Below are 13,983 nucleotides of genomic sequence, written 5' to 3'. Positions count from 1 at the left end.
GAATCCCCCGTCGCCGCCGCGCGCTCTTGCCCTACAAAGGGTAGGGCCCGCACCCCCCGGTGAGGGGGATGCGGGCCCAACTGCCCTTCGGCAATGCTTACTTGCGCCGGTGTCTACTTCCGGATCAGCGAGCGCAGCACGTACTGCATGATGCCGCCGTTGCGGTAGTAGTCCGCCTCGCCGGGGGTGTCGATGCGGACGACCGCGTCGAACTCCACGCCCGTGTCGGTGGTGACCTTGACGGTGCGCGGCGTGCGGCCCTCGTTCAGCTCGGTCACGCCGGTGAAGGAGAAGGACTCCTCGCCGGTGAGGCCGAGGGTCTCGGCGGACTGGCCCTCCGGGAACTGGAGCGGCAGGACGCCCATGCCGATGAGGTTCGAGCGGTGGATGCGCTCGTACGACTCGGCGATGACGGCCTTGACGCCGAGGAGCGCGGTGCCCTTGGCGGCCCAGTCACGGGACGAACCGGAGCCGTACTCCTTGCCCGCGAGGATCGCGAGCGGGGTGCCGGCCGCCTGGTAGTTCTGCGAGGCGTCGTAGATGAAGGAGACGGGGCCGTCCTCCTTCGTGAAGTCACGCGTGAAGCCGCCCTCGGTGCCCGGCGCGATCTGGTTGCGCAGGCGGATGTTGGCGAACGTGCCGCGGATCATGACCTCGTGGTTGCCTCGGCGGGAGCCGTAGGAGTTGAAGTCGCGACGCTCGACGCCGTGCTCCGTGAGGTACTTGCCGGCCGGGGTGTCGGCCTTGATCGCACCGGCCGGGGAGATGTGGTCGGTGGTGACCGAGTCGCCCAGCTTGGCCAGGACGCGGGCGCCCTCGATGTCGGAGACCGGGGTGGTCTCCATCGTCATGCCCTCGAAGTAAGGGGGCTTGCGGACGTAGGTCGACTGCGGGTCCCACTCGAAGGTGTTGCCGGTCGGGATCGACAGGGCCTGCCACTGGGCGTCGCCCGCGAAGACGTCCTGGTAGGACTTGTTGAACATGTCCTCGCCGATGGAGTTGGCGACGACGTCGTTCACCTCGGCCTCGGAGGGCCAGATGTCCTTCAGGTAGACGGGGTTGCCGTCCTGGTCCGCGCCGAGCGCGTCCCGGGTGATGTCCACCTTCATCGAACCGGCGATGGCGTACGCGACGACCAGCGGCGGGGACGCCAGGTAGTTCATCTTGACGTCGGGGTTGATGCGGCCCTCGAAGTTCCGGTTGCCGGAGAGGACGGACGTCACGGCCAGGTCGGCGTCGTTGACCGCCTTGGAGACCTCCTCGGGCAGCGGGCCCGAGTTGCCGATGCAGGTGGTGCAGCCGTAGCCGACGAGGTTGAAGCCGACCTTGTCGAGGTAGGGGGTGAGCCCCGCCTTGTCGAAGTAGTCGGTGACGACCTTGGAGCCCGGGGCGAGGGTGGTCTTGACCCACGGCTTGCGGGTCAGGCCCTTCTCGACGGCCTTCTTCGCGACGAGCGCGGCGGCGACCATCACGTACGGGTTCGAGGTGTTGGTGCAGGAGGTGATCGCGGCGACGGTGACGGCGCCGTGGTCGATCTCGTACGTCGAGCCGTCGGGGGCGGTGACGGTGGTCGGCTTCGTCGGGATGCCGTTGGAGCTGGCCGGGGCGTCGGACGCCGGGAAGGACTCCTTGCCGGCCTCCTCGTCGTCGTTGACGTAGTTGCGCACGTCCTGCGCGAACTGCTGCGCGGCGTTGGCGAGGACGATGCGGTCCTGCGGGCGCTTCGGACCGGCGATCGACGGGACGACCGTGGAGAGGTCGAGCTCCAGCTTCTCGGAGAAGTCGGGCTCGGCGGCCGGGTCGAGCCAGAGGCCCTGCTCCTTGGCGTACGCCTCGACGAGCGCGACCTGCTGCTCGTCACGGCCGGTCAGGCGCAGGTACTTCAGCGTCTCGTCGTCGATCGGGAAGATCGCGGCGGTGGAGCCGAACTCCGGCGACATGTTGCCGATGGTGGCGCGGTTGGCGAGGCTCGTGGCCGCCACACCCTCGCCGTAGAACTCGACGAACTTGCCGACGACGCCGTGCTTGCGCAGCATCTCGGTGATCGTGAGGACGAGGTCGGTGGCGGTGGTGCCGGCGGGCAGCTCACCGGTCAGCTTGAAGCCGACGACGCGCGGGATGAGCATGGAGACCGGCTGGCCCAGCATCGCGGCCTCGGCCTCGATGCCGCCGACGCCCCAGCCAAGCACGCCGAGGCCGTTGACCATCGTGGTGTGCGAGTCGGTGCCGACCAGGGTGTCGGGGTAGGCCTGGCCGTTGCGGACCATGACCGTACGGGCCAGCTTCTCGATGTTGACCTGGTGGACGATGCCGGTGCCCGGGGGGACGACCTTGAAGTCGTCGAAGGCGGTCTGGCCCCAGCGCAGGAACTGGTAGCGCTCCTTGTTGCGGCCGTACTCCAGCTCGACGTTCTGGCCGAAGGCGTCCGCCGTGCCGAACTTGTCGGCGATGACGGAGTGGTCGATGACCAGCTCGGCCGGGGAGAGCGGGTTGACCTTGTCCGCGTCGCCGCCGAGCTCCTTGACGGCCTCACGCATGGTGGCGAGGTCGACGACGCACGGCACGCCGGTGAAGTCCTGCATGATCACGCGGGCCGGCGTGAACTGGATCTCCTGCGAGGGCTGGGCCTGGGAGTCCCAGCCGCCGATCGCACGGATGTGGTCGGCGGTGATGTTCGCGCCGTCCTCGGTGCGGAGCAGGTTCTCAAGGAGGACCTTCAGGCTGTAGGGCAGCCGCTCGGCGCCCTCGACCTTGTCCAGCTTGAAGATCTCGTACGACTCGTCGCCCACGCGCAGCGTGCTGCGGGCGTCGAAGCTGTTCGCCGACACGACAGTCTCCTTCATATATGTGCGCGTTTCCGTCACATCCTGCCGCCACGACTCCTCGTCGATCCGCTAAGGTAAGGCTTAGTTAGGTAACCCTTACCGAGTGGCGGCTTCTGGTGCGCCTCGGCAGATATCTCGATGTCGAGATAACTCTAGTACATCACCCGCGCGTACGACGAGGCGCGCCCGCCTGCCCGCATGCCGAAGGGAGCACGGAGAACTCCAGCGCACGCAGCCGCACCGGATCCGTGACCACCTCGTACGCGGCGATCCGCTCGTCGTCGACCCTGATCAGCAGGGCGAGGACCAGTCGTCCGTGCGGGGCCACGACCAGGCCCACCGAGCCGTCCACGAGCGCGGGCTCCGCGAAGCGGGCGTTGCGCCGCAGGAACACGGTCTCCTCCGCCACGGCCCGTGCGCCGCGGAGCACCGCGGTGAGGTCGGCGGTGCGCACCACGTCGGGGGCCAGGACGGTGAGCAGCTCTTCCAGGTCTCCGCTGCGTGCCGCCGCGAGGAAGGCCTCGACGACCCGCCGGTCCCCCGCGAGCCCGGGGGCGGCAAGGGCCTCGGGCGGGGCCTGCACCTTGCGGCGCGCGCGGCTCGCGAGCTTCTTGGCGGCGACCGGGGTGCGCTCCACGATCGGCGCGATCTGCGTGAACGGCACGGCGAACAGGTCGTGCAGCACGAAGGCGACCCGTTCGGCGGGCCCCAGTGTGTCGAGGACCACGAGCAGCGCGCGGCCCACCGAGTCGGCGAGGAGCACCTCCTCCTCCGGGTCCCCGCCGTCGCCGGACTCCGGGACGCGGTCGGGCAGGTGCTCGCCCGCCGGTTGCTCGTGGCGTGCGGCGGCCGACCTGAGCATGTCCAGGCAGACGCGGGAGACGACCGTACGGAGCCAGCCGGTGAGGTTCTCGATCTCGGCGGCGTCGGCGTCGGCAGCGGTGCGGCTCAGCCGCAGCCAGGCCTCCTGCACGGCGTCGTCGGCGTCGCTGAGCGAGCCGAGCATGCGGTAGGCGAGCCCGCGCAGATGGCCGCGGTGCGCCTCGAAGCGGTCCGCGAGGATCTCCTGCCCGTCCATCGGTCACCTTTCCCCGTCGTACGCCGTCACCTTCGTGTCCCCGGCGCCAGAGCCGCCGTGACAGTAACGCCACGAAGGAGAACCGCCATGACCGCCACCCTGCCCACCACCCTCGCCCAGCCCCTCCTGCACGGCATGGACCTGGGCGAGCTCCGGCTGCCCAACCGCGTGGTGATGGCCCCGCTCACCCGGGCCCGCGCCGACAACCCGGGCCTCGTCCCCACCGCCCTGCACGCCGCCTACTACGGGCAGCGGGCCGGCGCCGGGCTCATCGTCACCGAGGGGACCTGGGTCAGCGAACGGGCCGTCGGGTTCGTCAACGTCCCCGGCATCTACAGCGAGGCCCAGGTCGCCGGATGGCGCCGGGTCACCGACGTGGTCCACGCCCTCGGCGGCCGCATCGTGCAGCAGCTCTGGCACACCGGGGCCGCCTCGCACCCCGACCACCTCGGCGGCGAACTGCCCGCGGGGCCTTCGGCGATCGACCCCCGCGCGAGGACCTTCACCTCCGGCGGGTTCAAGGAGACGCTCACGCCGCGCGCGATGACCACGGGCGACATCGAGGCGACCGTGGAGGAATTCCGCGCGGCGGCGGCCAACGCGCGGCGTGCCGGGTTCGACGGGGTCGAGATCGGCGCCCTCGGCGCTTTCCTCTTCGCCCAGTTCCTCAACCCGCGCCTCAATCACCGCACCGACGCCTACGGCGGTGACCGCGCGGGGCGGGGGCGGCTGCTGCTCGACGTCGTCGACGCGGTCGCCTCCGAGTGGGAGGGGCGGCGGGTGGGCGTGCGGCTCTCGCCGTACATGGCGGCGACCGAGCGCTTCGTCGTGGACGAGGAGCTGCTCGGTGACTTCGACGCGTGGGTGACGGAGCTGAACGACCGGCCGCTGGCCTACCTCCACCTGCGCGGCCCCGACCTCCCGGCGGCCGGGGGGACCCCCGACCCCGAGGCGTTCGCGCGCTACCGCAAGCGGTTCGACGGGCCGCTGATCGCCAACAACGGCTTCGACGAGCACTCCGCGAAAGCCCTCGTCGGCGCGGGCGGCGCGGACGCCGTGTCCTTCGCCACCCACTTCGTCGCCAACCCCGACCTGGTGAGCCGGTTCGCCCTGGGCCGCGAACTGGCCGCCGGTGACCCCGCCACGTACTACCAGGGGGGCGCGCGGGGGTACGCCGACTATCCGGCCGCGGGCTGAGCGCGCGAGGAGTCACGCACCAGGAGGGCCGCCGGTACGACGACGGGGCCGGGCGCCGCGTCACCGCCGCCCTCGATCAGGTCGACGAGGAGGCCGACCGCGGCGCGCGCCGTCCGCTCCGGGTCGAGGGTCACCGTGGTCACGGGCGGGAGCGTCGCCGCGTACCCGGGGTCCTCGCTCGCGCACACCACGCGCAGTTCGTCCGGGACCCGCAGGCCGATGCGGGCCGCGGCGGCCAGGAGCTGACGGCCGCCCGGGTCGTACGCCGCGTAGACGGCGTCGGCGCGGTCCGGGCCCCGCAACAGCGCGTCGAACGAGCGCCCCTGGCCGTCCGTCACGTCGAAGGGCACGACCAGCGGGTCGGCGCCGCGCTCCGCGCACCATGCGGCGTACGCCTCCGTCACCGCGTGCGCGTAGTGCTCGTCGCCGTGGCCGGACTGCAGGGCGACGCGGCGGGCGCCGGACGCGGCGAGGTGGTCGAGGACCTCGCGGGTGGTGGCCTCGTGGTCGTTGTCGACCCAGTGGTCGCCGGGGCGCGGGTCGCCGGGGGCGCCGTCGAAGACGAGCGGGATGCCGCGGGCGCGCAGCGCGTGCACCATCGGGTCGCCACGCGGGCTGTCCATGATCAGCATGCCGTCGACGGCGAGGCTGTGCCACGTGTCGTCGGCGGCCCGGTCGGCGGGCAGCGTGGTGAGGGCGTAGCCGCGTGCGTGGGCCGCGGAGGTGGCCGCGGTGACGGCGCGCGAGAAGTAGGCGACTTCCGTGTAGTTCCAGGCGGTCGCGAACGTGGTCACGGCGATGCCGAGCGTCCGTGTGCGCGGGTCGGTGCGGCGGGTGCCGTAGCCGAGGGCCGTGGCGGTTTCCCTGACCCTGCGGCGGGTGGCGGCGCCGAGGCGGCCCGTGCCGTTCAGGGCGTGCGAGACCGTCGCGGTCGATACCTCCGCTGCGCGGGCTATGTCGGTGAGGGTGGGCCCTGGCACGGCCGTCATCCTACGGATTCCCTGTGCCGGGGGGCAGTGTCTCCACGGAATCCGTTGTGGGGGGCGGCTTTTGGTTAACGCGTTACTCGCGAAGTGTCCCGGGTGCGGGTCGACGGTGCGTCCGCGCCGCCGCGTCTTGGCTGATCCATCCCGCCCAGCCACCTGATCACCCCGAGGAGCCCTCATGCCGTCCGCGCACCTCCCACGCCGCACTCTCCTCACCGCCGCCGGGGCCACCGGCGTCGTCGCCCTCACCGGGGTACCCGAAGCCGCCGCCTCGCCCCGCCGGTCCGCCGCGCTTGTCGTGCACAACTCCCGTGTGTTCAGCGGCACCCGGGGGCACGCTCCCGCGCAGGCCGTCGCCGTCGGCCGGGACGGGAAGATACTCGCCGTCGGGCGCGACGCCGCCCTCAAACGGTTCATCGGGCGGGACACCGAAGTCGTCGACGGGCGCGGCGGCACCCTCATGACCGGCATCCACGACGGGCACGCCCACCCGATGGGCGCCGCCGACCGTTCGCTGAAGCCGTCGCTGGCGGGGGCCGAACAGACCGTCGAGGAGTTGCGCAAGACGCTCACCGGGTTCCTGAAGGACACGAACGACCAGGAGCCCGACGGGTGGCTCGTGGTGGAGGACTGGAACCCGGTGGGCCTGCTGCCGCACGGCACCGCGCCCCACCACTCGATGCTCGACGCCCTGCCGACCCGGCGCCCCGTGGCCCTGATCGGCGGCGACGGGCACAACCTCTGGGTCAACCGGCGCGGCCTGGACATCGCGGGGATCACCGCCACCACACCGGACCCGGCCGGCGGCAAGATCGTCAAGGGCCCGGACGGCAAGCCGAGCGGCGTGCTCAAGGACGACGCGCAGCCCCTGGTGACCCGGCACATCCCCGAACCGGACCGCGAGCAGCTCGTGGCCGCCGCAGCCAAGATCTTCGCCGAGGCCGCCGCGTCGGGGATCACCACCTTCATGGAAGCGGTCGTCGGCAAGGGCGAGCTGAGCGTCTATCAGGCGCTCGCCGAACGCGGCGCCCTGCCGCAGCGCGTCGTGCCCGCGCTGCGGATCGACTCGGACCTGGCCAAGGACCCGACGGCGGCCCTGGATTTCGCGCGCGGGTTGCGGCGCGACTTCGGTGACGTACGGGGACTTCGCTTCGGCACCGTCAAGGTCTTCCTCGACGGGGTCATCGAGTACCCGGCGCAGACCGCGGCGCTCCTGAAGCCCTATCTCGACAAGGACGGCAGGCCGACCGACAACCGCGGAGACCTGTACGTGTCGGCGGCGGACTACGGCCGGCTCACCGCTGCCTTCAACGAGGCCGGCTGGCAGATGCACGCGCACGCCATCGGCGACCGCGCCGTCCGTACCTCCCTCGACGGGTACGCGTACGCCCTGCGCACGACCGGGGCGCGCGGCCTGCGCAACACCACCGCCCACCTCCAACTCGTCGACCCCGCCGACCTGCCCCGCTTCGCCCGCCTCGGCGTCATCCCCTGCATGCAGCTCCAGTGGGCCACCCGCAACACCTGGACCATGGACGCCCTGCTGCCCTACATCGGAGCCGGGCGGCACCGTTGGCAGTACCCGGCGCGCAGCCTGGAGCGGCACGGGGCGCGGCTCGCCGGTGGCTCGGACTGGCCCGTCGATCCGCTCCAGGTGTGGAACCAGGTGCGTACCGCCGTCGACCGTTTCGGGGCCGAGGGCGAGGGTGTCCTGTACCGCGAGGAGGAGGGTCTCAGCCGCTCGTCCGCCCTGCTCATGCACACCCTCGGCACGGCGCGACAGCTCCGTATGGACCACCTGACGGGGTCGGTGGAAACGGGAAAGTCGGCCGATCTGGTGCTGCTCGACCGCGATGTGACGCGGTGTCCGGTGGCTGACATCAGCTCCTCCGAAGTGCGTCTGACGTTGACCGCAGGCACAGTGGTGCATGACGCCGAGTCGTCGGCCGGGCGCGCAGCCGCCGCCCGGGTGACGCGCGCGGCGGCCGGACCCCGGCTCACGGCGCAGGCCGCGGTGCACGGTGGGCGGCACGCATCGTGCGGATGCGGCTGACCGGACACGGGCAGGTGGCGTACGCGAACGACGTACGGGAACTTCCGTACCGAATCGGCAGTTTCCCGTACGGAATCGGTCGTTTCCCGGATGGCCTACCCCAGCGCGTGCGTCATCTCATATCTGAGATAACCTGCGGAACATGGCAGACGATTACCTCGTACGTATCGGCAAGCTCATCCGCGACGCCCGTCAGCACCGGGGCTGGACACAGTCGCAGCTCGCCGACGCGCTCAGCACAAGTCAGAGCGCCGTGAACCGCATCGAGCGCGGCAACCAGAACATCAGTCTTGAGATGATCGCCCGAATCGGCGAGGCTCTCGACAGTGAAATCGTCTCGCTCGGGTACGCGGGTCCCATGCATCTGCGAGTGGTCGGCAATCGTCGGCTCTCCGGCTCCATCGACGTCAAGACGAGCAAGAACGCCTGCGTGGCGCTGCTCTGCGCCTCCCTGCTCAACAAGGGACGCACGGTGCTGCGCCGCGTGGCGCGCATCGAGGAGGTCTACCGCCTCCTGGAGGTCCTCGGTTCGATCGGCGTGCGCACCCGCTGGATCAACGACGGGGTCGACCTGGAGATCGTGCCGCCGGCCAAGCTCGACATGGAGGCGATCGACGCGGAGGCCGCGATCCGGACCCGCTCGATCATCATGTTCCTGGGTCCGCTGCTGCACCGCATGGACCGCTTCAAGCTGCCGTACGCGGGCGGTTGCGACCTCGGCACCCGCACGATCGAGCCGCACATGATCGCGCTGCGCCGCTTCGGTCTCGACATCGCCGCGACCGAGGGGCTCTACCACGCGGAGGTCGCGCGTGACGTCGTACCGGACCGTCCGATCGTGCTGACCGAGCGCGGCGACACCGTGACCGAGAACGCCCTGCTCGCCGCGGCGCGCAGCGACTGCACGACCGTCATCCGCAACGCCTCGTCGAACTACATGGTCCAGGACCTGTGCTTCTTCCTGGAGGCGCTCGGCGTCAAGGTCGAGGGCATCGGCACGACGACCCTCACGGTGCACGGCGTACCGAACATCGACGTCGACGTGGACTACTCCCCCTCCGAGGACCCGGTCGAGGCGATGAGCCTGCTCGCCGCGGCGGTCGTCACGGAGTCCGAACTGACCGTGAAGCGTGTCCCGATCGAGTTCCTGGAGATCGAGCTCGCGGTCCTGGAGGAGATGGGGCTCGACCACGACCGCACGGCGGAGTACTTCGCCGACAACGGCCGTACGCGTCTGATCGACCTCACCGTCCGGCCCTCCAAGCTGGAGGCGCCGATCGACAAGATCCACCCGATGCCGTTCCCCGGCCTCAACATCGACAACGTCCCCTTCTTCGCGGCCATCGCGGCGGCGGCGCAGGGCAAGACGCTGATCCACGACTGGGTCTACGACAACCGCGCGATCTATCTCACCGACCTGAACCGCCTGGGCGGACGCCTCCAACTCCTGGACCCGCACCGGGTGCTGGTGGAGGGGCCGACCCGCTGGCGCGCCGCCGAGATGATGTGCCCGCCTGCGCTGCGGCCCGCCGTGGTCGTGCTGCTCGCGATGATGGCCGCCGAGGGCACGTCCGTCCTGCGCAACGTGTACGTGATCAACCGTGGCTATGAGGAGCTGGCCGAGCGGCTCAACTCCGTGGGCGCGCAGATCGAGACGTTCCGGGACATCTAGCGCGGTCCGGGTGGCGGCCTCTCCCGCTACGACTGGGCAACGATCGCCGGTCGTCACTGGAGGCTTGCGAGGGCGCGGTGTTGGGGTGGGTGCATGGAAGATCGCACCGTTGTCCCCGGCGTACGCGCCCTCGTGCTGTGTGCCGCTCTCGGCCTCTTCGCGGCGGGATGCGGTGACGGGCCGGGGCCGGCGGACAAGCCGCCGTCGCGGGACGGCAATCCGGTGTCCACTCCCTCCGCGGGCGGCCCGCCGCCCTCCGGCGGCAAGGGCTCCAAGGACCCGGACGACATCAACGGGGACGGGCACCGCGATCTGCTCGTCGCCGTGCCCTCCCGCGACGAGAACAAGGACGGGCGGACCGGCGTCGTCTTCGGCTCCGCGAAAGGGCTCGACCCCTCGACCCACGCGGTGTACGACTACGCCCCGGGCACCGTCACCACCGCCGATCTGGACGGCGACGGCTATCCCGACTTCGTCACCGTGATCACCGAGAAGGTGCCCGAGGAGGAGTCCCAGGACGGCTTCTACACGGACCGGCAGCGGCCGGTCGTGGACTGGGGCCGCCCGAGCGGGCCGAAGCCCGGTGCCGAGCCGACCCGGATCCGGATACCGGCAGGCGGTCCGGGCGTGGATCTGACCGGCCCCGAGCGGGGCGACTTCGACGGTGACGGCCACCACGACATCGCCGCGCTCCGCCAGGACGGATCCGTGGTCCTGCTGTACGGCCCCTTCACCCGCTCCGGGGCCCCGGCCCGCACCGACACCCGGCCCGGCGGGGGCAGTTGGCTGGCCGCGGATGACATCGCCCCTTCGGGAAAGCCGCGCGCGACCGGTCTTCTCGTGCACGAGGGTGACGACGGCGAGCAGACGGGCGGTGTCCTCTACCCGGCGGGCGCCGGGAGCGGCCTCTCCCGCACCGCGGTCAAGCTGCGCAAGGGCAACGCGGTGGCGTTCGGTGACTACGACGGTGACGGCGCCCGGGATCTGGCCATCGGCGACAACGGAAGCCGCAACAACGAACCGGACACAGGAGAGGACCCGGAGACGGTCGCCTCGCTCGCGGTCTACCCCGGCAAGGGCGGCGCCCCGATCACGCACAAGATCCCGAAGAGCGGCAACTCGTACTACGGGCCCGGCGATTACACGTCCGCGGACCCGGACGGGGACGGCAGGGACGGCATCCTCGTCGCCACGGACAAGGGCGCGCTGCTGATGGAAGGCGAGAAGGGCCGCACCGAGGTGCTCCGGAAGGGGCCGGCCCGCACGAACGGCAAGAAGACCCCGGCACGGGGAGGGCACGCCCGCCCGTACGCCGCCGCCGACTTCGACGGCGACGGCAAGGAGGAGCTGATCCTGTACTGGGGCGCGGGCGCGGCCTTCGGCGTGTACGGCGAGAAACCCACGCACTGGTGGCTCACCGACGGCACGACCCCCCGCGACAAAACAGCCTTCACCACAACATCCTTCAAGGGCCGCAACTGAGAGTCCCCCGCCCCTCAAGGGGCGCGGGGAACTGCGCGACCAGCCCTCACCGGGCCCGCGGACGCATCACCCGCGACGCCCGGCGGGGCGCTCACGTACTTGTCACGAAGTCCCGGATCGCCGCAGCCAGGCCCTCGGGGCGGTCGAGCGGGATCAAGGTGCGGCAGTCGTCCAGCTCCACAAGCCGGCTCTTGGGCAGCAGTTCGGCGAACCTGCGGCCGTGTTCCGGGGGCATCATCTTGTCCTGCCTGCCCCAGACGATCAGCGCGGGCCTGTCGTACCCGCGCAGAGCCTCCGCCGCCTCCCGCATCTCCGCCCTGCGCGCCGAGCGCAGATAGCGGACCAGGACCCGGCGGGCCGCGGGGTCGGTGCGCAGCGGCTCCAGCCAGCGGTCCGTCAGGTCGTGCGGAACGGGGCGGTGCGCCATGACCGCGAACCCCGTCCCGGGGACCCGCCGCAGGGCCCGCACGGACAGGATGCGGACGAGGAGTGCGATGCCGCCGGGGACACGCGCGGCGGCGTCCATCATCTTGCCGCCGGCACGGGGCGGGTAGTTGTCGAAGGCCTCGCAGCCCGCGATGACCATGCGGCCGACACGCTCGGGCCGTTCGGCCGCCAGTTGCTGAAGCCGCCCCGCGTCGTTCTCGACGAACACCGCGTCGTCGCCCAGTTCCAACGCGTCGGCGAACTCACCGATCAGCCGGGCCATCGTCACCGGAGTCAGCTCGGCGCCCGGCTTCAGCGCCGACCGATGGCTGCCGTACGGGAGGGTCGGCACCAGGCAGCGGAACTCCTCGCCCAGCTCGTCGACGACGTGGCGCCATACGCTGCCGTCCTGCACGAGGCCGTGCAGGAGCACGATCGGCGTACCTGTCCCGCCCGTGTCCTCGTATTCGACCGGCCCCGCGGTGAGTTCGATCCGTGCCATGGCCGCCCCGTTTCCTCACGTGATCGTCGGCCCGACGCTATGCGGATCAGTCGACGACCGCCACCCCGTCCAGCTCCACGAGGCACTGCTCGTCCCAGAGCCGGACCGCGCCGATCACCGCCATGGCGGGGTAGTCGCGGCCCGCCAACCGCCGCCAGATGCGGCCGAGTTGAGGGGCCTGCTCGCGGTAGTCCGCGACGTCCGTGGCGTAGACGGTGACGCGGGCGAGGTCGGCCGGGGTGCCGCCCGCGTGGCGCAGGGCGGTGAGGAGGTTGGTCAGCGCACGCTCGAACTGCTCGGGCAGGTTGGTGCCGGTGACCTTGCCGTCGCCGTCGAGCGCGGTCTGGCCCGCCAGGAAGACGAGACGGCCACCGGTGACCGTGACGGCGTGCGAGAAGCCGGTGGGCGGGGAGAGTTCGGCGGGGTTGACGCGTTCGAGGCTCATGCGGTGGGCTCCTCAGGGGTGGCGGCCCGGGTCACGGCCCGAGCGTCGGACGGCTGAGCGGCGGACGACTGAGCGGCGGGCGGCTGAGCGGCGGACGCCTGCGCGGCGTACAACTCCTTGGCGATGATGGTCCGTTGGACCTCGCTCGCCCCTTCGTAGATACGAGGCGCCCGCACCTCCCGGTAGAGATGCTCCAGCAAGTGCCCCCGCTGCAGGGCGCGCGCGCCGTGCAGTTGGACCGCCGCGTCCACGACGTACTGCGCCGTCTCGGTGGCCAGCAGCTTCGCCATCGCGGCGCGTCGGGCGATGTCCGGTTCGCCGCGGTCGTACGCGGCGGCTGCCGCGTGCACCATGAGGCGGGCCGCCTCGGTCCGGGTGGCCATCTCGGCGACCTGGTGGGCCACCGCCTGGAGATCCTTCAACTTGCCGCCGAACGCGTCCCGTTCGGCGGTGTGCGCGAGGGTGGCGTCGAGGGCCGCCGCCGCCATGCCGACCGCGAAGGCGCCGACGCTGGGGCGGAAGCGGTTGAGGGTGGTCATGGCGACGCGGAAGCCGCGGTCGGGTTCGCCGAGCACGTCCTCGCCGGTGACGGTCACGCCGTCGAAGGCGAGTGCACCGATCGGGTGCGGGGAGAGCATGTCCAGGGGCGTGCCGGTGAGGCCCGCCCGGTCGGCCGGCACGAGGAAGGCGGTGACACCACGGGCGCCGGCGCCGGGGGTCGTACGGGCGAAGACGGTGTAGAAGTCGGCTTCGGGGGCGTTCGAGATCCAGCACTTCTCGCCGGTGAGCCGCCAGGCGGACGGGCCGTCCGGTGCGGCGCTCAGCGCGAGCGCGGCGGCGTCCGAGCCCGCCCCCGGTTCGGAGAGCGCGAAGGCGGCGACGGCGCGCCCCGCGCGGGCCGGCGCGAGCCACTGTTCGCGCTGCCGCACGGAGCCGAACGCGGCCACGGGGTGCGCCCCGAGCCCTTGCAGGGCAAGGGCGGTCTCGGCCTCCGTGCAGGCGTGGGCGAGGGACTCGCGCAGCAGGCAGAGCCCCAGGGCGCCGGAAGCGACGTGCGGGGCGCGGGAGGCGGGACCGGCGCCGGGCCCCTCGCCCGCGAAGAGGGGTTCGAGCAGACCCAGTTCCCCCAGCGCCTCCACCAGGGGGCGGTTCACTCGCCCCGGCTCGCCCTTCTCCGCCAGCGGGCGCAGCCGCTCGTCCGCGAGGGTGCGCAGCTCCGCACACCAGGCCGTTTGTTCCGGATTGAGCGAGAATGCCGTCATGCCGGGCCCCTCCTCTATCGCGCACCGTTGACTGTCGTCACCAACACGATACGCT

The 13,983-nt window shown here is 71.6% G+C and carries 10 protein-coding genes; 4 read left to right on the top strand and 6 right to left on the bottom strand.

The window, feature by feature from the left end:
- Positions 1 to 113 precede the first annotated feature (113 nt).
- Together acnA and ACWD02_RS18160 are read right to left on the bottom strand one after the other, a co-directional pair.
- Positions 114 to 2,828, bottom strand: a complete 2,715-nt coding sequence (gene acnA, locus ACWD02_RS18165; RefSeq protein ID WP_451211261.1) for an aconitate hydratase AcnA — start codon at positions 2,826 to 2,828, stop codon at positions 114 to 116.
- A gap of 157 nt (positions 2,829 to 2,985) precedes the next feature.
- Complete coding sequence (locus tag ACWD02_RS18160) at positions 2,986 to 3,903, bottom strand: sigma-70 family RNA polymerase sigma factor (protein WP_451211259.1); 918 nt, start codon at positions 3,901 to 3,903, stop codon at positions 2,986 to 2,988.
- Positions 3,904 to 3,990: 87 nt separating this feature from the next.
- Between ACWD02_RS18160 and ACWD02_RS18155 the strand changes: the two genes are divergently transcribed.
- Positions 3,991 to 5,100, top strand: a complete 1,110-nt coding sequence (locus ACWD02_RS18155; protein WP_451211256.1) for an alkene reductase — start codon at positions 3,991 to 3,993, stop codon at positions 5,098 to 5,100.
- Here ACWD02_RS18155 and ACWD02_RS18150 read toward each other — a convergent pair.
- Positions 5,082 to 6,089: a LacI family DNA-binding transcriptional regulator gene (locus ACWD02_RS18150; RefSeq protein ID WP_451211254.1), complete on the bottom strand. Its 1,008-nt coding sequence runs from the start codon at positions 6,087 to 6,089 to the stop codon at positions 5,082 to 5,084. The two genes, ACWD02_RS18155 and ACWD02_RS18150, sit on opposite strands and share 19 nt — an antisense overlap.
- A 175-nt stretch (positions 6,090 to 6,264) precedes the next feature.
- Between ACWD02_RS18150 and ACWD02_RS18145 the strand changes: the two genes are divergently transcribed.
- From ACWD02_RS18145 to ACWD02_RS18135, 3 genes are all read left to right on the top strand, one after another.
- The gene (locus ACWD02_RS18145; RefSeq protein WP_451211252.1) at positions 6,265 to 8,139 is read left to right on the top strand and encodes an amidohydrolase; all 1,875 of its coding nucleotides are present in this window, start codon (positions 6,265 to 6,267) and stop codon (positions 8,137 to 8,139) included.
- A gap of 142 nt (positions 8,140 to 8,281) precedes the next feature.
- Entirely contained in the window at positions 8,282 to 9,811 is a 1,530-nt protein-coding gene (locus tag ACWD02_RS18140; RefSeq protein WP_451211249.1) for a helix-turn-helix domain-containing protein, read from the top strand.
- A 93-nt stretch (positions 9,812 to 9,904) separates the two neighbouring features.
- Complete coding sequence (locus ACWD02_RS18135) at positions 9,905 to 11,293, top strand: FG-GAP repeat domain-containing protein (protein ID WP_451211246.1); 1,389 nt, start codon at positions 9,905 to 9,907, stop codon at positions 11,291 to 11,293.
- A 91-nt stretch (positions 11,294 to 11,384) separates the two neighbouring features.
- Here the strand turns inward: ACWD02_RS18135 and ACWD02_RS18130 are convergent, their stop codons facing one another.
- From ACWD02_RS18130 to ACWD02_RS18120, 3 genes are read right to left on the bottom strand one after another with little or no spacing between them, the layout of a single operon-like run.
- A complete protein-coding gene (locus ACWD02_RS18130) occupies positions 11,385 to 12,221 on the bottom strand; it encodes an alpha/beta fold hydrolase (protein ID WP_451211243.1) in 837 nt (278 codons plus the stop codon).
- A 46-nt stretch (positions 12,222 to 12,267) separates the two neighbouring features.
- Positions 12,268 to 12,666 (bottom strand): RidA family protein, encoded by a 399-nt coding sequence (locus ACWD02_RS18125; protein ID WP_451211240.1) that lies wholly within the window; start codon positions 12,664 to 12,666, stop codon positions 12,268 to 12,270.
- Positions 12,663 to 13,928: an acyl-CoA dehydrogenase family protein gene (locus ACWD02_RS18120; RefSeq protein ID WP_451211237.1), complete on the bottom strand. Its 1,266-nt coding sequence runs from the start codon at positions 13,926 to 13,928 to the stop codon at positions 12,663 to 12,665. The genes ACWD02_RS18125 and ACWD02_RS18120 overlap by 4 nt, the downstream gene beginning before the upstream one ends.
- Between the last annotated feature and the right edge of the window lie 55 nt (positions 13,929 to 13,983).

The organism is Streptomyces sp. NPDC002853 (assembly GCF_053591915.1).
This window is presented reverse-complemented; position numbering and strand designations above follow the sequence as displayed.

Excerpts from the sequence above, each read along its gene's own strand:
- ACWD02_RS18140 (WP_451211249.1), top strand. The coding sequence starts at position 8,282 with ATGGCAGACGATTACCTCGTACGTATCGGCAAGCTCATCCGCGACGCC.
- ACWD02_RS18155 (WP_451211256.1), top strand. The coding sequence starts at position 3,991 with ATGACCGCCACCCTGCCCACCACCCTCGCCCAGCCCCTCCTGCACGGC.
- ACWD02_RS18145 (WP_451211252.1), top strand. The coding sequence starts at position 6,265 with ATGCCGTCCGCGCACCTCCCACGCCGCACTCTCCTCACCGCCGCCGGG.
- ACWD02_RS18135 (WP_451211246.1), top strand. The coding sequence starts at position 9,905 with ATGGAAGATCGCACCGTTGTCCCCGGCGTACGCGCCCTCGTGCTGTGT.
- ACWD02_RS18120 (WP_451211237.1), bottom strand. The coding sequence starts at position 13,928 with ATGACGGCATTCTCGCTCAATCCGGAACAAACGGCCTGGTGTGCGGAG.
- ACWD02_RS18130 (WP_451211243.1), bottom strand. The coding sequence starts at position 12,221 with ATGGCACGGATCGAACTCACCGCGGGGCCGGTCGAATACGAGGACACG.
- ACWD02_RS18160 (WP_451211259.1), bottom strand. The coding sequence starts at position 3,903 with ATGGACGGGCAGGAGATCCTCGCGGACCGCTTCGAGGCGCACCGCGGC.
- ACWD02_RS18125 (WP_451211240.1), bottom strand. The coding sequence starts at position 12,666 with ATGAGCCTCGAACGCGTCAACCCCGCCGAACTCTCCCCGCCCACCGGC.
- ACWD02_RS18150 (WP_451211254.1), bottom strand. The coding sequence starts at position 6,089 with ATGACGGCCGTGCCAGGGCCCACCCTCACCGACATAGCCCGCGCAGCG.